The sequence below is a fragment of the Qipengyuania pacifica genome, assembly GCF_019711555.1.
Classification (GTDB): domain Bacteria; phylum Pseudomonadota; class Alphaproteobacteria; order Sphingomonadales; family Sphingomonadaceae; genus Qipengyuania; species Qipengyuania pacifica.
Window position 1 is genome coordinate 228,260 of the sequence record NZ_JAIGNQ010000003.1, and the last position, 22,253, is coordinate 250,512.

Annotated in this window: 16 protein-coding genes and 1 pseudogene; 11 read left to right on the forward strand and 6 right to left on the reverse strand. The window is 59.5% G+C overall.

Features of this window, described 5'->3' with window-relative positions; genetic code table 11:
* Positions 1–39 precede the first annotated feature (39 nt).
* The 4 genes from K3177_RS10850 to K3177_RS10865 all read right to left on the reverse strand — a co-directional run bounded on the left by K3177_RS10850 (position 40) and on the right by K3177_RS10865 (position 5,543).
* Positions 40–1,527: an MFS transporter gene (locus tag K3177_RS10850; RefSeq protein WP_221598273.1), complete on the reverse strand. Its 1,488-nt coding sequence runs from the start codon at positions 1,525–1,527 to the stop codon at positions 40–42.
* A gap of 34 nt (positions 1,528–1,561) precedes the next feature.
* On the reverse strand, positions 1,562–2,428 hold the full coding sequence (locus K3177_RS10855; protein WP_345725388.1) for an alpha/beta fold hydrolase: 867 nt from the start codon (positions 2,426–2,428) through the stop codon (positions 1,562–1,564).
* Positions 2,429–2,453: 25 nt separating this feature from the next.
* Positions 2,454–4,142, reverse strand: a complete 1,689-nt coding sequence (locus K3177_RS10860) for a PHA/PHB synthase family protein (RefSeq protein ID WP_221598274.1) — start codon at positions 4,140–4,142, stop codon at positions 2,454–2,456.
* A 90-nt stretch (positions 4,143–4,232) separates the two neighbouring features.
* The gene (locus tag K3177_RS10865) at positions 4,233–5,543 is read right to left on the reverse strand and encodes an FAD-dependent oxidoreductase (RefSeq protein ID WP_221598275.1); all 1,311 of its coding nucleotides are present in this window, start codon (positions 5,541–5,543) and stop codon (positions 4,233–4,235) included.
* 182 nt (positions 5,544–5,725) lie between these two features.
* Here K3177_RS10865 and K3177_RS10870 point away from each other — a divergent pair, with 182 nt between their 5' ends.
* From K3177_RS10870 to K3177_RS10900, 7 genes and pseudogenes are all read left to right on the forward strand, one after another.
* Positions 5,726–7,942 (forward strand): putative bifunctional diguanylate cyclase/phosphodiesterase, encoded by a 2,217-nt coding sequence (locus tag K3177_RS10870; RefSeq protein ID WP_247714425.1) that lies wholly within the window; start codon positions 5,726–5,728, stop codon positions 7,940–7,942.
* Positions 7,943–8,031: 89 nt separating this feature from the next.
* Complete coding sequence (locus K3177_RS10875; protein WP_221598276.1) at positions 8,032–10,257, forward strand: putative bifunctional diguanylate cyclase/phosphodiesterase; 2,226 nt, start codon at positions 8,032–8,034, stop codon at positions 10,255–10,257.
* A gap of 47 nt (positions 10,258–10,304) precedes the next feature.
* A complete protein-coding gene (gene lepA, locus K3177_RS10880; protein ID WP_221598277.1) occupies positions 10,305–12,140 on the forward strand; it encodes a translation elongation factor 4 in 1,836 nt (611 codons plus the stop codon).
* A gap of 312 nt (positions 12,141–12,452) precedes the next feature.
* On the forward strand, positions 12,453–12,779 hold the full coding sequence (locus K3177_RS10885; protein WP_103023665.1) for a DUF6481 family protein: 327 nt from the start codon (positions 12,453–12,455) through the stop codon (positions 12,777–12,779).
* A 49-nt stretch (positions 12,780–12,828) separates the two neighbouring features.
* Positions 12,829–13,067: pseudogene (locus tag K3177_RS10890) on the forward strand (elongation factor 4); the annotation flags it as partial.
* Between the two features lie 37 nt (positions 13,068–13,104).
* Complete coding sequence (locus K3177_RS10895; protein ID WP_221598278.1) at positions 13,105–15,102, forward strand: ATP-binding protein; 1,998 nt, start codon at positions 13,105–13,107, stop codon at positions 15,100–15,102.
* Between the two features lie 98 nt (positions 15,103–15,200).
* A complete protein-coding gene (locus tag K3177_RS10900; protein WP_247714426.1) occupies positions 15,201–15,995 on the forward strand; it encodes an HNH endonuclease in 795 nt (264 codons plus the stop codon).
* Between the two features lie 180 nt (positions 15,996–16,175).
* Here the strand turns inward: K3177_RS10900 and K3177_RS10905 are convergent, their stop codons facing one another.
* The gene (locus K3177_RS10905; RefSeq protein WP_221598280.1) at positions 16,176–17,129 is read right to left on the reverse strand and encodes a hypothetical protein; all 954 of its coding nucleotides are present in this window, start codon (positions 17,127–17,129) and stop codon (positions 16,176–16,178) included.
* A 237-nt stretch (positions 17,130–17,366) separates the two neighbouring features.
* On the opposite strand from K3177_RS10905, the gene K3177_RS10910 reads away from it, so the two are divergent.
* Genes K3177_RS10910 through K3177_RS10925 form a run of 4 tightly spaced genes read left to right on the forward strand, consistent with a single transcriptional unit; the run spans position 17,367 to position 20,928 of the window.
* Positions 17,367–19,325: a Tad domain-containing protein gene (locus K3177_RS10910; RefSeq protein ID WP_221598281.1), complete on the forward strand. Its 1,959-nt coding sequence runs from the start codon at positions 17,367–17,369 to the stop codon at positions 19,323–19,325.
* Positions 19,322–19,927: a TadE/TadG family type IV pilus assembly protein gene (locus tag K3177_RS10915; RefSeq protein WP_221598282.1), complete on the forward strand. Its 606-nt coding sequence runs from the start codon at positions 19,322–19,324 to the stop codon at positions 19,925–19,927. Before K3177_RS10910 ends, K3177_RS10915 begins: the two co-directional genes overlap by 4 nt.
* Positions 19,927–20,574 (forward strand): TadE/TadG family type IV pilus assembly protein, encoded by a 648-nt coding sequence (locus K3177_RS10920; protein WP_345725389.1) that lies wholly within the window; start codon positions 19,927–19,929, stop codon positions 20,572–20,574. Before K3177_RS10915 ends, K3177_RS10920 begins: the two co-directional genes overlap by 1 nt.
* A gap of 36 nt (positions 20,575–20,610) precedes the next feature.
* Complete coding sequence (locus K3177_RS10925) at positions 20,611–20,928, forward strand: hypothetical protein (RefSeq protein ID WP_221598283.1); 318 nt, start codon at positions 20,611–20,613, stop codon at positions 20,926–20,928.
* Between the two features lie 37 nt (positions 20,929–20,965).
* Here K3177_RS10925 and K3177_RS10930 read toward each other — a convergent pair whose 3' ends face one another.
* Positions 20,966–22,231, reverse strand: coding sequence for a glutamate-5-semialdehyde dehydrogenase (locus K3177_RS10930; protein ID WP_221598284.1), 1,266 nt, complete (start codon positions 22,229–22,231; stop codon positions 20,966–20,968).
* Positions 22,232–22,253: the final 22 nt, after the last annotated feature.

Genomic DNA, 22,253 nt, shown 5'->3' on the forward strand with positions numbered 1-22,253 from the left:
AAGAAGGTTCCACATTGCAACCGACCTGTCCAGTGATGATTAGGCAGCGCGTTCCGGCATTCGGACGGTCAGCAGGGTGACGAAACCGATGATGAAGAGAATGTTGATCGAAACCATGCCGATGCGCTGATCGCCCGACCAAAGGGTAAACTGTTCCACCAGCAGCGGCCCCATCCATACGGTGATCGTCCCGGCAATGGCGTAGAGGCCGAAGAATTCGCCACTGCGGCCCGGCGGGGCAAGCGTCACCAGCATCGTGCGGCCAGACGAAATGCTGGCCGTAACAGTGATGGCGACCACGCTGATCAGCGAAAGGTAGACGATGTCCGAAAGTGTCTGGAACACCGGGCCGTCCCAGACCTGACTGTTTTCAATGAGGCCGAGAAACAGGCTTTCGCGGGTTATGCCGAGCTGCGTTAGCCCGGCGAGGACCATCAACATGATTTCGACCAGGAGGGCGCGCTTGACGCCGACCTTTGACTCCAGCCATCCGCCGATGAGACCGCCGGCAAAGGCGCAGGCGCTGGCAAAAATGGCGTAGCACAGCATTTCCAGGAAATTCCAGCCGAGGAAGAGTGCCACATAGACCGCGCCAAGCGCCAGGAGGGCAGCCATTCCATCGGCATAGAACATGCGAGCTACGAGGAATTTCATCAGTTCGCGGTAGTGGGTCGCTGCTCGAAGAGTTTGCCAGACGCTTACCGCGCCGTCCCGGAAAGCCCTGGCCCAGCTCGCGCCCGGAACGCCGGGATCGCGTGCATTGAGAAAAAACGGGATCGAGAAGACGGCAAGCCAGACGGCACATATCGGCCCGGCAAGCCGCGCATGTTCGAACTTCGAAAGATCGACGCCGAACTGGGGAATGGCAAAAGGCCAGCCGATCGCGGCGGGCAGAACGAAAAGCAGGGCGATAGCGAGGAAGATTAGCGTTGCAGCAAGATTGCCCAGACCGAGGCCCAGACCCGAGATCATCGCCAGCCGCTTGGGCTCGCCCGCAACGCTGAGCATGGCATTATGTGTGACCTCGGAATAGGTGTAGCTGACATAGGCGACGACCAGCAGCACCATGATCGCGCCTACGCTCAGCCCCTGGCCGCCCGGCATCGCGAACCAAAGCATGGCCGAACAGACGACGATCGATCCGAGGAAGATTGCCAGAATGGGCTTCAGTCGCCCCCCGCGGTCCAGCGCGGCACCCAGAAACGGCGCGGTGAGCGCGGCGATCAATCCGGCCCATTTCGTTACCGAGGCAATCGTTGCCTGGCCCTGCGCATTGGCCGCTGCGAGCGCCTGATCGTCCGGCAGACCGGCAAGCGTACCGCTGGCGAGGAGATCCGCCCCGATGATGTCCCGCGCGAAATAGGGTGCGAAAATGTAGATGACGATGAGGATGTAATAGGGATTGCGGGCCCATTCGAAGATCGCCCAGGAAAATCCGGTCCGGCCGAGCGCACCGCCTTCACCGCTGGTCTGGCGTATCGGCTGATTGGCGAGCGGATTTGCGGCAAGCGCGGGATCGGTGGCCATCGTCAATTCCTTATGATCCCGGCCGTCCCGCTGTTCAGGCGGCTCTGGCCAGTTCCGCTTCTGTGGTCGGAGCGTCGAGAAATGCTCTCAGCTTGGCAATGCACTGGTCGGCATGCGTCAGCAGGAAAAGATGGCCGCCGCCCGCTATGACTTCCAAATGCGCATTGGGGATCGCAGAGGCGAGGATGCGCCCATTGACGAGTGGGACGATCTGATCATCGTCGCCCATCATCACCAACGTTTCCTTCTTCATCAGGGGCAGGGCGGGAAGGCTCGTCCACCCCAGCATGGCGATAAGCTGGTAGAAATATCCCCGCGGTGATGGCGGCTTGAGGCGACCGATGTGGCTGGTCTTCTGGTTTGCCCCGCCGTCGGGATCGATGCCGCCGTAGAGCGTCTGGAAATGCTCGTTCATATATTTGGGATCGATGTAGCGGCGCGGATTGGCCATCTTGGTCAGCGCGGCGGGATTGCCCGGCACCATGAGCATCCCTGCCGTCGTGGCGGCCAGGACCAGTCTGTGGGTCCGCTTGGGATATTGAAGCGCGAAGTGCTGGGCCATGGCACCCCCCCACGAAACACCCATCACATCGACTTCGGCGATCCCGAGCTGATCCAGTACCTGCCTGGCCGTCCAGCTCATCGTGAAAGGATTATACGGCAGCGCGGGATCGGGGCTTTCGCCCGTTCCCGGCATGTCGAACATCACGAAAGCGCGTTCGGTCAGCTTTTCGGCCAGCGGGGCGACAGCTTCGATATTCGCGCCGATACCATTGAAGAACAGGATCGGGGGATGATCAAGGTCGTCGTCCAGCCGCCAGGTCGCCACGCGCAGGGTCCGCCCACCAGCCTCCATCATTTCGATAGTGGCGGTCATGGGTTCGTTCTTCGATGCGGTCACTCAAATGATCCTTCAAGACTGCCTGTCAGCAGGATTCCAAGACGTACTGGCCGGGCGCCGGGTCCAGCGGGGCGTATTCCTTGGTCCCGAGCTTGGCAGGGGCTTTCTTCTTCCTGCCGGAACGCGTCTGAACCCAGTCTATCCAGTAAGGCCACCAGCTACCGGCGACTTCTTCGGTTCCCTTCAGCCATTCATCGGCCGTGGCGGGGAGCTTCTTTTCGCCATCGCCCTGAATGTAATATTTCGCCTTCGGATTTCCCGGAGGGTTCAGAATGGCCTGCATGTGGCCGGAATGGCTGAGAACGTAGGTCACGTCCTTCGACCCGAACAGCTGGGTGGACCGGTATGTCGCCTTCCACGGTGTGATATGATCGGTGACGCCGCCGAGGATGAAAAGATCGCTCGTGACCTTCGACAGATCGATCTTGTGATCGACCATCTCGACCTCGCCCTTCTTCGTGAAGGCCAGTGTTTCGAACACCGTCAGGAAATCGCCCATCAACGCGCCCGAAAGATTGGTCGCATCGGCATTCCAGAACAGCACATCGAAAGCGGGCGGGTCCTGTCCAAGCAGGTAATTGTTGATGACGTAGTTCCAGATCAGATCGTTCGGGCGCAGCCAGGCGAAGCCGCGGGCGAGGTCGTCCCCCTTGATGACGCCCTTCTTCGCAGCGCGATGTTTGGCGAGGGCAAGACCGTTCTCGCTGACCAGCGAACCGGCCTCGATATCGTTCTGCTTGGGGTGGAGAACACAGACCATCAGTGTGAGGGCGCCGAGCAGTTCGTCCTTGTCGGACGCCATCTTGCTGGCCAGCATGGTAGCGGTCTGACCGCCGGAGCACCCGGCGGAAACGTTGACCTTTTTGCTGCCGGTGATCTTGGCGACCGCTTCCAGCGCCTCCCGACAGGAATTGACGTAATCGGCCATGTCCCAATGGCCTTGATCCTTCGTCGGGTTCTTCCAGCTTATGACGAAGGTCTGGATGCCGTTGTCGAGCTGGTATTTCACCACCGATTTTTCCGGCGACAGATCGTTGATGTACATCTTGTTGATCTGCGGCGGGATGGTGAGCTGGGGGATCTCGTAAACCTCGTCCGTCGTCGGGGTGTACTGGATCAACTCCATCATCTCCGTGCGCAGGACTACGGAGCCCTTGGACGTGGCGACGTTTTCACCAAGCTTGAAGGGTTTCTTGTCGACCTGGCTGACCATGCCCTTGTTGTAGACCATGTCGTCATAGGCGTTCTTGAGCCCCTTGATCAGCGACAGGCCGCCGCTGGTGATGGCCATCTTCTGGGCGGAAGGATTGCCGATCAGCGTGTTGGTCGGGGCAAGACTGTCGATGATGATATTCGAAACGAAACGCGCACGATCCCGCTCCAGCTCGTCCAGCTCAAGATCTTCGAGCCAGTGCGATGCGCCCTTCTGCACGGCGAGGTAATATTGCATTCCGGCGCGCATGAACGGGTTGTATTGCCAGGCCGGGTCCTGAAAGCGCTTGTCCTTCGGATTGGGGGCGAGATCGCTCTTGCCGGTCATGATCTTGATCATGTCCTCGCCCATCGTCCGGCTGTGCTTCATCAGACGCTGCGGGTCCGAAGCCGTTTCGCGTAACATGACCGCGACCGCTCCGAAAATGTCTTCGCGTGTCAGGCCGACAAGGGGCCCGAGCGCGCTGGTCGACTGGGCAGCTTCATCTTCGAGCTTCGCCATGGTTTTCGGTTCTCTCCACTTTTGACTGCCGCTCTTCTGTCGGCATTTCGGCAATTCATGCGGGCCGGCTACGGTTTTGGCAAGCAGGCTTCACAATCCGCGCGCAGCGATCATGCTTTCGATGTCGACGAATTTCTCTCGTGGCGACCCGTCGCGCGCGGCGGCGATCTCCGCTTCCTCGATCTTTTGCCAGTCGCGGAAGGTGACGATATCGAGCCGGCGCTCTGCCGCCAGATCGTCAAAACCCTCGCGCCCCCGTCTGCGGTGTCCCGACCCGATGTCTTCGACGACGATATCGATGACGGAATAGCCATCGGGGCGGTTCGTGCCGATTGTCCCGCTAGGCCCCCGCTTGGCCCAGCCGACGCAATATAGGCCGGGCAGGATGCGGCCCTGATCGTTGGCGAAGCGGCCTGCACGTTCGTCGAACGGGACGCCTTCGATGGGCGACGTCTCGTAACCGATGCAGGTTATGACGATATCTGCCGGTACGCGGTAGCTTTCACCGGTGCCGATCGCACGGCCGGCCTCGACCACGGTCCGTTCGACCACCACGCCTGTCGCTCTGCCGTCAGTCACATCGATCGCCTTGGGGCTGGCGAAAAAATCGAACTCGATCGCGATGGGTTTCTCGCCATGAATGTTTGGGGGAATGGCGGCAAATTCGCGCAGCAGAGTCACTGATTTGCGCATTCCCGGCTCAAGCACGGCATCGTCATCGAGCGGTGGCAGGTCGGCGCTTTCGACCTGTGGACTGGCCCGCTCCAGCTGCAGGAGTTCCCCAAGTTCCTTGGGGGTCATCATGATCTGGTGCGGCCCCCGGCGGCCAAGGATGGTGACGCTTTCGAGCCTGCTGTTTCTCAGCGCATCAAGCGCGTGGGTGACGATGTCCGAACCCGCGAATTCGTCTTCGGTCTTGGACAAAATTCGCGCTACGTCGAGCGCAACATTGCCCATGCCAACGACAACCGCATGGCGGCCAGAAAGATCGGGGTTCAGATTGGAGAATTCGGGATGGCCATTGTACCACCCGACAAATGCCGCACTGCCGATGACATTCTCGGCATCGGACCCCTCAATGCGCAGCAGGCGATCTTTCGGCGCGCCGGTGGCGAGAATGACCGCATCGTACAATGATTGCAGTTCTTCTATCGAGACATCGCGGCCGATCGCGATATTGCCAACGAAACGCACGGTGTCGCCGATAGCGGTTTTTTCGTAACGTCGCGAAACGCCCTTGATCGACTGATGATCGGGCGCGACACCGGTGCGGATCAGCCCGAAAGGAACGGGTAACATGTCGAAGACATCGATACGGGCTTCATCGCCCCATTTCTTAACGGCCGCTTCCGCAGTGTAGTACCCGGCCGGACCCGAACCCACGATTGCGATGTGCCGCATGTCCTTCTCCCGCAAGACAGTGCGTTAGATGCACGTCTGCCGTGCGCATGGCAAGTTCGTCGAAGCCGTCCGACTGCTTGGCAGCGGGATTATGCCTTTGGAAAGAAATTGCCGGTAAATGCAGTAGTTACCCGGAGCTTTCGGGCCGCTTTCCGGGTTTTTCAGTTAGAGGTAAGCTTTAGATGGGTGGGTTCTTCTCGCGGGCGACGCGGGCCAAAACAATGGAGGACGAGGCGCTGGAGGATGCGCCGCTTTGCCCCATTGCCGCATCCGATGCGGCGCGCCGGGTTGAACTTCTCGACAGTTTCGAAGCCGCCGGGCTCGGCTGGTTCTGGGCGACGGACGCTCAGGGTCGCCTGATCTATCTTTCCCAGAATGCCGCTCTCAAGCTTGGCTGGAATGATGGCGAGGCCATCGGAAAACCCCTCGGTGATCTCTTCATGACCGAGCAAGATGACGATCCAAACCGGACCGAGCGGCCGCTCGCTTTCCTGCTCAGTGCACGAAATTCGATCAGCCAGTTGAACGTCAGGCTCGCGGTTGCAGGCCAGGAAGTGTGGTGGGAAATCGCCGGCAAGCCGCAATTCGATGAAGCCCAACGCTTCACCGGGTACCGCGGGAGTGCGAAAGACATCACCCGCAGCCGTGAAAGCCAACGCGATGCCGAACGGCTCGCGCAGTATGATTCGCTGACCGGGCTGTCCAATCGTCACCGCATGACCAAGCGGCTGTCGGCAACGCTCGCGGCCTACCGCAATTCCAAGCGCTCCTGCGCGCTTTTGATGCTCGACCTCGATCGATTCAAACAGGTCAACGATACGCTTGGCCACCCAGCCGGCGACGAATTGCTGAAGCAAGTCGCAGCGAGACTTGGCCGTATTGTCGGCGACAAGGGCGAAATCGGTCGACTGGGCGGTGACGAATTCCAGATCATGCTTCCCGACATCGATGACCGGGGTGCACTGGGCGAATTGGGCCAAAGGCTGATCCAGATGATCTCGCAGCCTTATTCGATCAATGGCGCGCGTGCGATCATCGGCACATCTGTCGGCATTGCGATTGCACCGTATGATGGGCTCGACACCGAGGAACTGGTCAAGGCCACCGATCTCGCGCTCTACGCCGCCAAGGGGGGCGGGCGAGGCCAGTATCGATTCTATTCGAGCGATCTGCAGGATGGCGCCAAGCATCGTCGGCAGGTCGAGGAAGACCTTCGCGACGCGATTACGAACAGCGAACTGTCGATGCACTATCAGCCACTGATCTGCGCAAAGACACACACCGTGCAGGCCTGCGAGGCTCTCATGCGGTGGGAGCATCCCGAACGGGGTAGCATATCGCCCGGCGTCTTCATCCCGGTGGCCGAGGAAATCGGGATCATCAAGGAGATGGGCGACTGGGCGCTCAGGGAAGTGTGCCGGCAGGCCAAGGAGTGGCCGGTCGATTTACGTGTCGCAGTCAATGTCTCCGCGATCCAGTTTTCGCATGACGACTTTGCGCATGTGGTGAAGAATGCGCTGCACTATAGCGGGCTTTCACCCGACAGGCTCGAACTTGAAATCACCGAAAGCGTTTTTCTCGGCGATGCTGATCGATCGCAACGCATGTTCGCAGAACTGAAGGATCTGGGCGTTCGTCTGGCTCTGGACGATTTCGGAACCGGTTACAGCTCGCTAAGCTATCTGCGCACGGCACCTTTCGACAAGATCAAGATCGACCAGAGCTTTGTCCGGGGCGCTACGGAAGAAGGTAACAACAACGCCGCTATTCTCAGTGCCATCACGGGCCTTGCAGCAGCGCTGAAGATGGACACGGTCGCAGAAGGCGTCGAAGCGGAAGACGAACTGGCGCTGGTCACTAAACGCGGCGCGACGCTGATCCAGGGACATATTTTTTCGCGGGCGATCTCGCACGAGGAACTCCTGGAGCGCCTCGAACAGGGCAAGCTCAAGTACGAACCGCGTGGCCCCGCCAAATATCGCGCGGACCGCAAGCGCGTTTTCCGCCGGATCGGTCTGATCCACGAAGATAGCCGTTACAGGGTCGTGATGCGCAACCTGTCCAAGACCGGCGCGATGATCGAAGGTCTGCTCGATGTCCCGCAAGGAACCGATATCGTTCTGGATCTCGGCGGTGGTCAGTTGGCTGTAGCGACTGTCCGTCGTTCGAAGGGGTCGATGCAGGGCGTCGAGTTCGAAACGCAGCTTATCAGCGATGGCGCCGATGGCCTTTGCACCCGTCATCGTGTGTCGCCCTATCAGATCGAGGCAGCCGGGCGCCCCCTGGCCGCTCTCACGCAGGATGCTTACTCGATGATGGTTGCGGAGCAGCTTGGCTCAGGTCGAAAAAAGTTCGTCGAGGTTGAAGTTGGCAATCCGAAGCCCGGAAGCGGAATCTGATCGTCTCGGATATGCCGTTAGGTTAAAAATAACCATTACTATCTAGGCCGGTCGTACCGAGGCAAATTGTTGCATGAGGCGGCACGACGATGGGGGCCATGCCCTTTTCCGATTTCTTGAGAGGAAGAAAAGCTGAGGCTGAGGCCCTGGCCGAAGATGTATCTCGCTCTTTATCGGCTACCTTCGCCCGTTCCGAAAAGCTGGACGTGGTCGAAGAAATCGAGCGCAGCGGTGCATTGGGCTTCTGGGCGACCGACGCCCACGGCCGGATCCTTTACCTTAGCCCGGCAATTCTCGAAGGTCTGGGTATAGATTTTGCACGCGCTTCCGGCGAGCCTCTTCAGCAATTGCTTGTACCTGTGGAAGGCGATGGCGACGGTCGATCTCTGGGGCTGAGGCTCAATACCCGCAAGAGTTTTGCCAATCTGACCGTTCAGGCAGGTGATGTGCAGAACGACATCGTCCTCCGGCTCTCGGGCAGGCCCCTGCACGACAATGACACGAACTTTCTCGGATTTCGCGGCAGCGCAGTCGACGTCACACTGGATTTCCGAAGCGAAGAAGAAGCCAACCGTCTGGCCAAATTCGATTCCCTGACCGGTCTGGCAAACCGCCACCGGATGGAACAGCGAATTGATTCCACGCTGCATGCCTTCAAGAGTGCGCAGCGCAGCGCAGCCTTGATGATGCTAGACCTCGACAAGTTCAAACAGGTCAACGACACGCTGGGCCATGCTGCGGGCGACCAGTTGCTGCAGCAGGTGGCAGAGCGTCTCACTAGCGTCATCGGCGGACGGGGGGAAATCGGCCGCCTTGGTGGCGACGAATTCCAGATACTCGTTCCCGATATGGACGACCGCGGAGAGCTTGGCGAAGTTGCCAAGAAGATCATCCAGATCCTTTCGCAGCCCTATTCGGTCGAAGAAGGTCGAGCGGTCATCGGTTGTTCGGTAGGCATCGCGGTTGCACCTTATGACGGTATCGAACGCGATGAACTGTCTCGCGCCGCCGACCTGGCTCTTTATGCTTCAAAGAACGGGGGCCGCGGCCAGTTCCGTTTTTACGCAGCCGATCTCGAGCACGAGGCGAACCTGCGCAAACGGATGGAAGACGATCTGGCCGATGCCATCGAGAGCGGCCACTTCACGCTCGAATATCAGCCGGTCGTTTCGCTTGAAGACAATCGCGTGCTCTCTCTCGAAGCCCAGTACTGCTGGGCGGACGAGGAGCGCGGCCGCGTGCCAGCGGAGACCTTTTTGCCAGTCGCCGAAGGCAGCCGCCTGATTGTCCCGATCGGGGAATGGGCCATTCGACGTGCATGCGAAGACGCGCTTTCCTGGCCGGATAGTCTGCGGGTGTCACTCCATATCAGCCCCGTCCAGTTCGAGGCCAACGGTTTTGTCCAGTGTGTCGAGCAGGTGCTGGCGGACACGGATCTCGATCCCACGCGGCTCGAGTTGCGCTTTCCGGAGAAGGTGCTCCTCGGAGATGCGTCGAAACTGGACAAGGCGCTCGGGAGCCTGTTCAAGCTCGGAGTGCGGCTCACCGTCGACCAGTTCGGTTCGGGGCTCTCCTCGCTCGCTTATCTGCGGCGGGCGCCGCTGAGCGCGTTACGTATCGGTGCGCAATTCTTCGAACCCATCATGGGCAACGATCTCGGCGATATGGATCTCGTCCGGGCAGTAATCGCGCTGTCCGACGCCATGGGAATGGAGACGACGGCCTCCGGCGTTCACGCGCTTGATCTCATGAGCGAACTGAAGCGGCTCGGCATCGATCAGGTCAGCGGCTTTGTCTATTCCGATGCGCTTTCGAACGATCAGGTATGTCAGGAGCTGGCAAAAGGGGAATGGACCCTCGCGCCCACGGATAGCGGTACGCAGCGCGCTTCCCGCCGGACGGTCTTCCGCAAGATTGGCGTGATCCACGAGGATCACTATTACGACGTCACCCTGCGCAATCTTTCGCGCTCCGGCGCGATGATCCAGGGGCTCGAGGACGTGCCGGTCGGGACCATGTTCGTGCTCGACTTCGGGCAGGGCCAGCTGGCTGTGTGTACCGTTCGCCGGACGATGGACGATACGCAGGGCCTCGAATTCGAACAGGAACTGGTCGATGACGGGGCAGGCGGGTTGTGCACGCGGCACCGCGTGAGCCCTTACGAACTCGCGGCGGCTGGTGTGCCGCTGGCCGCGCTTTCGCCGGGCAAATATGCCATGGCTCCGGATAGCGGGGGAGGGGCCGGCTTCGCGCAATTCAACCTTTCGGCCAGCGCTCCGAGACAGACCGGTCGCAAGGAAGCGGTACAGGTGTAGCTTTGTCTGCTGACAGGGCGGCGCGGCGCGGCTAATGGGGCGGCGCAATGACCGACCTTTCCAAGATCCGCAATTTCTCCATCATAGCCCACATCGACCATGGCAAGTCGACGTTGGCTGATCGGTTGATCCAGTTTACCGGGGGGCTGACCGACCGGGAGATGTCCGAGCAAGTCCTTGATAACATGGACATCGAGAAGGAGCGGGGCATCACGATCAAGGCGCAGACCGTGCGTCTCAACTACACCGCGCGCGATGGCGAGACCTATGAGCTTAACCTCATGGACACGCCTGGCCATGTCGACTTCGCCTATGAGGTCAGCCGCAGCCTGGCCGCGTGCGAGGGCGCGCTGCTGGTGGTGGACGCCGCGCAAGGGGTGGAAGCGCAGACGCTGGCCAATGTCTACCAGTCCATCGAGCACGACCACGAAATCGTCCCCGTCATCAACAAGATCGACCTGCCCGCCGCCGAACCGCAGCGCGTGGCCGAGGAGATCGAGGAAATCGTCGGCATCGAGGCCACCGGCCCGTGGGAGGAAGGCGGCGCCGTCCTCACCAGCGCCAAATCGGGCATCGGCATCGAGGAAACGCTGGAAGCGCTGGTCAAGCGCATCCCGCCGCCTACGGGCGACCGCGACGCACCGCTGAAGGCCATGCTGGTCGACAGCTGGTACGACCCGTATCTCGGCGTCGTGATCCTGGTGCGCGTGATGGACGGGGTCATCAAGAAGGGCCAGCAGGTCAGGTTCATGCAGGGCGGCACCCAGCACCTGATCGACCGGGTCGGCTGCTTCACCCCCAAGCGCACCGACCTGCCGGAACTCGGCCCGGGCGAAATCGGCTTCATCACCGCGCAGATCAAGGAGGTGGAGCAGGCCCGCGTCGGCGACACCATCACAACGGTAAAGAACGGGGCGCCCGAGGCGCTGAAAGGCTACAAGGAAGTCCAGCCCGTGGTCTTCTGCGGCCTGTTCCCCGTCGACGCCGCCGATTTCGAAAAGCTGCGCGAAAGCATCGGCAAGCTGCGGCTCAACGATGCGAGCTTCAGCTACGAAATGGAAAGCAGCGCCGCGCTGGGCTTCGGCTTCCGCGCCGGCTTCCTCGGCCTGCTGCACCTGGAAATCATCCAGGAACGCCTCAGCCGCGAATACGATCTCGACCTCATCACCACGGCCCCCTCGGTCGTGTACCGGGTCCACCTCGGCCATTCGAAGAACGAAGACGCCAAGACCATCGAGATTCACAATCCCGCCGACTGGCCGGACGTCAACCGGATCGAGACGGTGGAAGAACCGTGGATCAAGGCGGTGATCTACGCGCCCGACGAATATCTCGGTGCGATCCTGAAGCTGTGCCAGGACCGCCGCGGCATCCAGACGAACCTGACCTATGTCGGCGGGCGCGCGCAGGTGAGCTACGAATTGCCGCTGAACGAAGTGGTGTTCGATTTCTACGACCGGCTGAAATCGATTAGCCGGGGCTATGCCAGCTTCGACTATGAACAGATCGGCAGCCGCGAGGGCGACCTCGTCAAGATGAACATCCTCGTCAACAACGAGCCGGTCGATGCGCTGTCGCTGATCGTCCACCGCAGCGTGGCGGAAGAACGCGGCCGCGGCATGTGCGAGCGGCTGAAGGACCTGATCCCGCGCCACCTGTTCAAGATCCCGATCCAGGCCGCCATCGGCGGCAAGGTCATCGCCCGCGAAACCATTGCCGCGCTGCGCAAGGACGTGACCGCCAAATGTTACGGCGGCGACGTCACGCGCAAGAAGAAGCTGCTGGAGAAGCAGAAGAAGGGGAAGGCCAGAATGAGGGAATACGGGAACGTCTCGATCCCTCAGGAAGCCTTCATCGCAGCGCTACGTATGGGAGAAGAGTGAGTCTCCCATTTCCGAGGATGCGGGAGCGCCCGAAGGGCGGCGTGCCCCGGCGAAGGCCGGGGGTGATGTGACCATTCCGCACGAAGCGTTCATCGCCGCGCTGCGGACGGTTGAGGAATGACCCCCATTCTCAAACACGCCCGCGTGCGGTAAGGCGACCTGCCCCCGCACAAGGCGGGGCGTAATGCGAGCCTTCCGTGGAAGGATTTCATTGCCGCGCTGCGGACGGGGGAGGCGTAATCGCCGCACCCCGCGCAGCCCGATTTTTCCAGCCGGCAGCCTGCCGGCCAACCAGAAACGACACGATCCCTAATGCCTTCATTCAAGCAACCCACTTTCCAGGAACGCGCAGCCATGGCCGACAAGGCCCGCGAAAAGGCGCTGAAGAAAATGGCCGCCAAGCCGCCGGTCGACCCTGAGGTCGAAGCCAAGCGCCGCGAGGCCCGCCTGGCGCGCGAAGCCGCCGCCGCCGAAAAGAGCGCCGCACGCCGCGAAGCGATCGCCAAGGCCAAGGCCGAAAAGATCGCCGCCGCCGAGGCAGCCGCCGAAGCCGCCGCCATTCCGGAGCCGACCGAAGCGGAACTGAAAGCCAAGCGCGACGCGAAATACGCCGCCCGCAAGGCGCGCAAGAAGCGGTGAGGTGAGGGCGGCCTGCGGGAGTGGGCCGCTGCCGCCTGATGGACGCTCACCGGTCCGTTCGTTCAAAATCCTGATCAAGGCTCCGTTCGGCGACAAGATGATCGCCCGCGAAACCATGGGCGCGCTGGGCAAGGAGGTGAGTGCCAAATGTTACGGCGGCGACATCAGGCTCAAGAAGAGCTTTTGGAAAAACACAAGAAGGGCAAGGCAAGGATGCGCGAGCATGGCAATATGAGCATCTCCCAGGATGCGTTTATTCCTTCGCTGCGAATGGGGAAGAGTGATTGATTGTCAGTTAGCTTAGCTCACGCTAGCTAGCTAGGACATGGCCGCAAAACATTTTTCCGTAGCTGTTCAGGAAGACCATCTAGAGCGCCTTGCTAGCGCTCGTCCTACTCAGGCTCTGGCCGAATTGATTTGGAACGCTTTGGACGCTGAAGCAACAAAAGTAAGCGTCAAATTCGATGAATCTGATCTGGGTATGCGAGCCATCCGCATTCGCGATAATGGCCACGGGTTTCCCTATGACGATGCCGAGGGATTGTTCGGTAGGCTAGGAGGATCGTGGAAGGCCGAAAAAAACCGCTCGAAGACTAAGTCTCGCTGGCTGCACGGCAAAGAAGGACGGGGTCGGTTTAAAGCGCTAGCGCTCGGCCGAATAGCCGATTGGCGAGTGAAATACCGCACTGGCAACGAAACTTTAGTGTTTCAGGTGGGGTTGATACGAGACAACATCGTGGATGTTCGTGTCAGCGATCCAAAATCTGTGCCCGCAAGCGAGACCGGTGTCGAAGTCACTATTGGCGAGCTACACCGGGAGTTTCGTACTCTCAGAGAGCAGGCGGCATTCCAAGAACTTTCTGAAATATTTGCTCTGTATTTAATAGATTATCCAGACGTTGAAATAAAGTATCGAGGAGAGAGGCTCGATCCAGAGGAAGCGATTGCTAGTCGCGAACAAATCTCATTACCGGATATCGAGGTTGATGGCGAGGCGTACCCAGTCGAACTTGAGATCGTCGAGTGGCGTAACGCTACCGAGCGCGTAATTTATTATTGTGATCAGAACGGTTTGCCTCTGCAACGCCGTCAGCCACGTTTCCACACGCCAGGATATCAATTTTCTGCTTATCTTAAATCTTCATACGTCTCGAAACTTAACGAAGAGGGTATTCTCGAGCTTTCCGAGATGAATTCGGAGTTAGAAGATTCATACGAAATCGCTCAAAATGAGATTAAATCTTACTTCAAACGAAAAGACGTAGAAACTGCGCGTTCTGAGATTGAGCAGTGGAAGTCTGAGGAAGTCTATCCGTTCAAACATGAACCGCAAAATCTGATCGAAGAGGCTGAGCGAAAAGTATTCGACATTGTCGCCCTAAACGTAAACAGACATTTGCCTGAATTCTCAGAAAGCGGGAAACGCAGCAAAGCTTTCCAGCTGCGGATGCTGAGGCAGGCGATTGAGAAAGGACCGGAGGAACTTCAGTTAATTTTGACGGAGGTCTTAGATCTCCCGGAGAGAAAGCAAACCGAATTAGCAAGGCTTCTTGAGGATGCATCGTTAGCCAACGTTATCAGTGCGTCCAAACTTGTAGCTGATAGGCTAAAATTTGTGACTGGCCTCGATGCGTTGTTATTCGATCCCCAATACAAACGGGCACTCAAGGAGCGGAGTCAGCTCCATAAGATTCTCGCTGATGATAACACATGGATTATTGGTGAGGAATTCAACCTCACTGTAAATGATCAATCATTGACCGAGGTACTTAGAAAGCACAAAAAATTGCTAGATGATGGCACGGTGATTGATCGCCCGGTCAAGCGTATCGATGGAAGCGTGGGCATAGTCGATTTAATGCTATCCCGAGCAGTCCCGCAAAATCGGCCTAGTCAGCGCGAGCATCTGGTAATCGAACTGAAGCGTCCCAGCGTTAAGATTGGTATGAATGAGATTGCGCAGATTAAATCCTATGCATTTGCAGTCTCGGCGGATGAGCGTTTTGCGTCGATAGATACGAAATGGAGTTTCTGGGTCGTCTCGAACGAACTCGACGCGTCTGGAAAAAAAGAGGCTCGACAAGCCGACCGTCCACCTGGTCAGGTCTATCGAGACGATAATATCGAGGTTTGGTGTAAAACTTGGTCGGAGATAATCGATGCAGCAAAGGCTCGGCTCAAGTTTGTAGAGGATCACTTAAAGACGAACATAGATCGTGAGCGTTCGTTGAAATACCTTCGCGATACCTACGAAAAATACCTCTCGGGGGTGGTCGAAGATATGTCGGCCGAAGATGCGAGCGACATAGCGGGCGAAGAATGACCTTCGGTGTTTTCATGCACAAGGATGGGTCGATCTACGACGACATCCCAGAAGTGCATTACCAGTTTCCGAAAAGCTATCTCAGCCGCGCGCAGCAAATGGTCGGCGACTGGATTGTTTATCGTGAGCCGGTCAAGATTCCGAACTCCAAAGGATTCTTCGCGGTGGCGAAAGTCGAGGAAATCATACCTGACCCGACTGAGCCTGACAGGTATCGCGCGATCATCGAGAAAGGCAGCTATCTACCTTTCGAGCCGACCGTGCCGCATATCGTAAATGGCGAGCAGGTTGAGCAGGGCGTTCTCAATGAGGAAGGCAAAATCTCTGGTCGCGCGCAAGCCGCCGTCCGCCCGCTTTCGCCTTCAGACTTCGCTCGCATCATTTCGCTCGGCCTGCCGGATGAGGATTTCCTGCCTCGTAACGATGACGAAGTTATCGAGGACAACCGTGTCCGCGAGCATCAGACCCCATTTGAAATCGAGCGCCCCATTGTCCAGTCGCTTGTGTCCAAGCCATTCCGCGACCGCGCTTTCCGCCGCGCCGTGATGCACGCTTATGATGGCCGCTGCGCGGTAACAGGCTGGAAGTTGGTCAATGGCGGAGGCCGCTTGGAAGCGCAGGCCGCGCATATTCGCCCGGTGGAGCACGGCGGCCCTGACAGCGTGCGCAATGGCCTTGCGCTTTCAGGCACAGCGCATTGGATGTTCGACCGTGGTCTAATCGGCTTCAAAGACGATCTGGAAATCATCGTGCACCGCAAGGTCAACGACCGCGAGGGTGTCGAAGCGATCATCAATCCGACGGGCAAGCTCAAGGCACCGGAAGTCGAGTCTTACAAACCGCATCCGAAGTTTCTCTCTTGGCATCGAGAGTTCCACGGTTTTGACGCGTGAAGATAGCGTTCTACGGCTAGCTTCTTCCAAGGTCCGGTTTTTGTTTGCGCCCTCAAACGCTGGGGCGGGGCGCATCCGCGCCCCTTGGCTTCCTCGCATAAGCTCGGGCGGCCGGTCGGCCTTGCCTCGCCTTTTCGGCTCGGGTTCAGCACATACCGGCAGGGCCGCGCCGTGTGATACCTAGCCCGGATTATCCCGCCAGTGGTCCTCGTCCTCGTTCCACTGTTCCAGTTCGTCCTCGACCTCGATCAGATCTTCCAGATCACCCGCCGCCTTCCAGTCGCTGCTGGTTAGCTGGGTGAAGGGGGTGTCGATGGCGTGATCGGGCGGGCCGTCGTCCTCGTCGCGCTTGCGGCGGGCGATTTCGGCGAGCTGGGTCTGCATGGCCTCGATCTCTGCCAGGCTCATGTCCACCGGATCGAAATGTTCGACCATGGCGGCGTTCATGTCGTCCTTCTCCGCACGGGAGAGGGCGGGGAGGGTGTAGCTTACGCCGAGGCGGACGGGCTTCGGGTTCGGGAGCGGGGCGGTGCTGCTTGAGGAGGTTTTTGTCTGTCCTATCGCTACGCTGCTTGAGGACGTGCCTGTCTGTCCTATCGCTACGCTACTTGAGGACGGTCCAGTCTGTCCTACCGCTACGCTGCTTGAGGACGTGCCCGTCCCCCCATGCAGCCTTGCGGCGTCGCTATCGAAGTAACTGGCGGCGAGGCGCTTGCCGCGTTCGTCGCGGGCGTTCATCCGGAGGCAGAACATCAGCAGGCGATCGTTGCGGATGCGGCGGAAGCCTTTCAGCTTGCCGGCGACGAAGACGGGGCTGAGCTGGCCGTCGATCGCGCGTTCATAGGCGATGTCCTTGAGCCGCTGCACGCCGAGATCGAGTGCGGCCTCCCACGCGCGGCGGAAGCTTTCGGAACCCGGGCGGCGGCGCAGGTAATAGGCGCCTTCGGGGCTCATGTTGACGTAGCGCGCGGCGCGGCTGACGCTGCCGGTATCCGCAAGCGCGCCGATGAAGGCTTTCTGGCGCGCCGGGGTCCAGCCATCGTGGCGGTATTTGACGGGGACGCTGTCGAAGGCGGGGAGGTCTTCGGCGGCGACGGGGATGCGGGTTTCGGCGGGGTCCTTGCGGCGGGTCATGCGGGCTCTCCTGAAAGATGGGCGCGCGGGCATGGGCCGGGAGGGGGCCTGTAGGAAAGCGAAATAGGATCGGCGCGCGGGCCGCTCCTACACGCGGTTGCGGGCGCAGGCGGGCCGGGGCGCGGTAAGGTTCGCTTAACCGAGCGACATAGGCTTTTCTTAACCGGAACAGGATAGGGGTCGGGCGGGGCGATGCATCATGCGTCGACATACCCCGCTTTGCGAAAGTGTGATGCGATGGCATTCCTGTGTCGTTTACTGGCCCGGCTGCTGCACGACCACAAAGGCAACGTGCTGGCGATAGTCGGAGCGGGCCTGGTCCCGCTGACCATCATGATCGGTAGCGGGGTGGACCTCAGCCGCGCCTATATGGCGAAGAGCAAGATGCAGAGCGCCTGCGACGCTGCCTCGCTGGCCGCGCGGCGGGTGATGAAGAACGATTCCCTCAACGATACGGTGCGCAATACGGGGCAGGAGTTCTTTACGTTCAACTTTCCGCAGGGGCAGTACGGGGCGCAGGCCTTCACCCCGGTGATCACCAAGCCGGAAGCGGGCGTGATCCGCGTGAACGCCTCTACCGCGATCCCGACCGCGATCATGCGCCTGTTCGGCTTCGAAACGCTGCCGGTGGCGGTGAGCTGCGATGCCTCGCTCAACTTCGTGAACACGGATATCGTGCTGGTGCTGGACGTGACGGGGTCGATGAACGATCCGGTCGATGGCACGCGCAAGATCGAGGCGCTGCAGGATGCGGTGATGGCGCTCTACGACGAGCTCGCCCCGATCCAGACGCAGCTGACCGCGCAGGGTCTGCGGCTGCGGTACGGTGTCGTGCCTTATTCGAGCACGGTGAACGTTGGGCGGTTGGTCTATGCGCAGAACCCCAACTATATGCGCAAGAACACGACGGTGCCGTCGCGCGTGGCAAGGTTTGACGACTACGCGCCGAAGCCGCCGACACTGAGTGGCGGGCAATGGGAATATTATAGCGGTTCCATCAGCAACAATCAGTGTCAGAATTATGTGAATGCCGATGATGTTCCGGGTGGTGGCCCTCCTCCGACCGCGACGACTGCAGTCAAATATCAGGGAACCTCATCGAGCGATGCCTACGTCCAGTCCGAGAACTGGGGCTACACCGGAGCATCCGACCGCTCGGGCAGCAATCAAAGTTGTCGTCGGTGGCGGGTTCTCGAAACGACAACCTATGACACCAGCAAGAGGCAGTTCAGCAGCTGGACCTACCAGCAGACAGAGTATGATGTCACTGACTATCTCAAGACAAACGGCAAGCTGACCTTCGCAACCGATGGTACCGGCAGAACGAGCACGCCCGGCCCGTTCAATCTCAAGGACCTTGCCGCCGCGGTGACCGGTGGAAGCGTTGCCGACATGACCTGGAACGGATGCATCGAGGAACGCGACACGGTGACCAGCATCGATGGCGGCACCAGCATGACGATCCCCTCGGGCGCAAACGATCTCAATATCGATCTGATACCCAACAGCGATGCGACGCGCTGGCGACCGATGGTGCCCAACCTTATCTACACCCGCAATGCCGGCACAACATCAGGCACATCGACATCGATCGGAACCACTTCGGGCTCGATCATGAACAATTCCTACAGTAGTGGTTACTGGGCCTGCCCTTCGGAAGCGCGCCGTCTTGCGGTGTGGTCCCGTTCGGCTCTGGATACCTACGTCAAGGGGCTGGAAACCGTAGGCGGCACCTATCACGACATCGGCATGATCTGGGGCGCCCGCCTTATCTCCACTGGTGGGATCTTCGGCGATAGCTGCGATGTCTACAACGGCATGCCGTGCAACCGCCACGTCATTTTCATGACAGACGGCGACCAAACTGCCTACTGCAATGTGTACGGCTCTTATGGCGTCGAGCGCAACGATATGCGGGTGAAAGGCGCAACCAACTGCACGTCCGACGATCAGGGCAATTCCGTCACTGCCCAGTTACGCGCTCGTCACGAGCAGCGCTTTCGCATGGCGTGCAACGCGGCAAAGAATATGAACACCTCGGTTTGGGTCATCGGGTTCGACACGGCGCTCAATTCCAATCTCACCGGCTGCGCGAGCAGCCCGGGGCAGGCGGACACGGCCGCCAACCGCACGGCTCTGATCGCCAAGTTCCGAGAGATCGGCAACCAGATCGGCGCACTGAGGCTAACGCAATGATCGGTCTGTTCAAACGCCTCCGCAAGGAGGAGCAGGGTGCGGCGATCATTGAGTTTGCCTTCGTCCTGACCCCGCTGATGCTCTTCCTCCTGGGAGGTTTGGATCTCGGCTATCAGGCTTATCTTCGCTCAGTGGTGCAGGGTGCGCTCAACGATGTATCGCGAACGGGCTCGCTCGAGGCGCCGGGTTTTGCCTGCAGCGGCGATAGCGTTGAGGCGAAGATCGGTTGCGCGATCAGGACCCGCTCCGACGTGGTGGCGCGCAATGCCACCTATCAGATCAACATGCGCAGCTACTATGATTTTTCCAGCATCGGGCGAAGCGAGAAACTCGTGACCGATTATAATTCCAACGGGCAGTACGATCCAGGCGATTGCTTCATCGACCTCAACGAGAATGGGGCTTTCGATGCAAGCGCGGGTCGCAATAACATCGGCGGCGCGGACGATGTCGTGTTCTATGAAGTGAATCTGTCCATGCCCCGCCTGTTTCCGATCCATCGATTTCTGGACGTTTCACCGGATTATTCCATCGTTGCAACCAGTGCGATCCGGAACCAGCCCTACGCTGTTCAGAAGAAACCACCAACGGTGTGTGTGTGATGATGCGCGAAGCAATCTTGCCACGGCGCTTTCTGCGCCGGCTGCGTTTGTCGGAAAGCGGTTTGGCCCTGACCGAATTCGCCTTCTCCCTCCCGATTTTCATTACCCTGCTCTTCGGTGGGCTGGAAATAATCAATTTGGTGATGGCGCATATGCGGATCAATCAGATTGCAATCACTGTGGCGGACAACGCCGGACGTGCACGGTCGGGAATCGACGAGGCAGATATTTACGAAGTATTTGCCGGGGCTACGCAGGCAGGTACGGGCTTGGATTTTGCAAGCAATGGCCGGGTGGTCCTATCTTCCTTGCAACCCAATGGCAAAACCGGCGGCAACGCCGGCCAGATGATAAATTGGCAACGATGCTTCGGGTCGCTCGCGGTCGCTCCACGTTACGGTTTGCAGAACAAGGGACGAAATGATTCTTCCCTCGCTGCAGGAATGGGCCCTGCCACAACGCGGATCAGGGCTGCCGAGGGCACAGCGGTAATGTTTGCCGAGGTATCCTATCATTACACGCCCAAGATCCTGCCAAGCATCGTCAGCAGCGGGTTGGATTTGCGATACGAAAGCGCGTTCAACGTGCGTGAGCGGACCAATCAGGACATAACCAATACGCAGCGGCTCGCGACCAATTCCTGCTGACCTACATCAATCGGTTATTCGCAAAGGCAATTTGCAATGGACAAGAAATTTGCCTTGATGCTGGCTGGCGGTATCCTGCTGACTGTCGCATTGACGATGGCCGAGGGCGGGCCCGTGGATCGTATGATCAATACGAAAGGCCAAGACGCGCACCGACTGGCCAAAATTCGCAGCGCGCAGCAGCAAATCGGACAATCTGTGGATGTGCCGAACGAGAACGGCGCCCAATGGTTCGCAGGTAGCCCGCCAGTCACACCGGCGCCGATAGAAGTCTATCGGCCGGAAACCGTCCATGTAGAAATACCGCCGGACGTCATCGATCCGGCCGTGGTGGCGGCCAGCCCGATACGGTGATCGGGCGGCCTTCACCGCACCCCGAACGTCCCGGGGATCAGGGACGGGTCTGGCCGTCGCCGTGAACGAGGTACTTGAAGCTGCACAGCTGCTCGAGGCCAACGGGACCGCGGGCATGCATCTTGCCGGTCGCGATGCCGATTTCCGCGCCCATGCCGAATTCGCCGCCATCGGCAAATTGGGTGGACGCGTTGTGCATCACGATGGCGCTATCGATCGATGTCATAAACTGACGTGCTGCATTAGCATCTTCTGTGATGATGGCATCGGTGTGATGGCTGGAGTGTTCTTCCACCCAGGCAATGCCTTCGTCCAGTCCGTCGACGATCTTCACCGATGCGATGGGATCGAGATATTCGGTGCTCCAGTCTTCCTCGGTCGCCGGCTTAAGGCGATCGTCGATTGCGACGGCGTCGGCATCGCCGCGTAATTCGCAATCGCCAGCCATCGCGTCGGCGAATTTGGGAATGAACGCTTCCGCCACGGACCGGTCGACCACGACGCTTTCCGTCGCACCGCATACGCCTGTGCGGCGAAGCTTCGCGTTGCGGATGACCTTGACCGCTTTGTCGACGTCGGCTGCCGAATGCACGTAGCTGTGGCAGTTCCCGTCGAGGTGGAGGAGGGTAGGAACGCTGGCCTGATCCCTGACCAGTTCGACCAGTCCACGCCCGCCGCGCGGAATTACCAAGTCGACGAATTCGTCGGCTTTCAGAAGCGCGGCGACGGCATTGCGGTCGGTCGTGCCAACGGTTTGGACGGCGTCTTCGGGGAGACCGGCTGCCTTCAGCCCGGCGCGCATGCATTCGACGATCACGCGTGTGGAGTTGCGGCTTTCGCTGCCGCCGCGCAGGATGACTGCATTGCCAGACTTGAGGCAGAGCGCGCTGGCATCGGCCCCGACATTGGGGCGGCTTTCGTAAATCATGCCGATCACACCTATCGGCACGGCGACACGTTCGATGGACAAGCCGTTGGGTCGTTCGAACGTCGCAAGCTCGCGACCGACGGGGTCGGGCAGTTCGGCGATTTCTTCCAGCGCACCGGCCATGCCGTCGATCCGGTCGTCGGTCAGACGCAGCCGGTCGATGAAGCTGTCGGGCTTTTTGCCTTCGACACTCTTCACGTCTTCCGCATTGGCTTCGAGCAGTTCGCTCTTGCGGTTTCGAAGGGCCTTTGCCGCCTCGCGCAGAGCATTGTTCTTTGCGTCTGTAGTGGCCGACAGGAGGCCGCGAGCGGCCTTGCGAGCGCGCTGGCCAAGTTCGTGAATGTGGATTTGCGGATCAAGTGCTTGGTCGGTCATAGTTTCTCTCTTGTCTTGTATT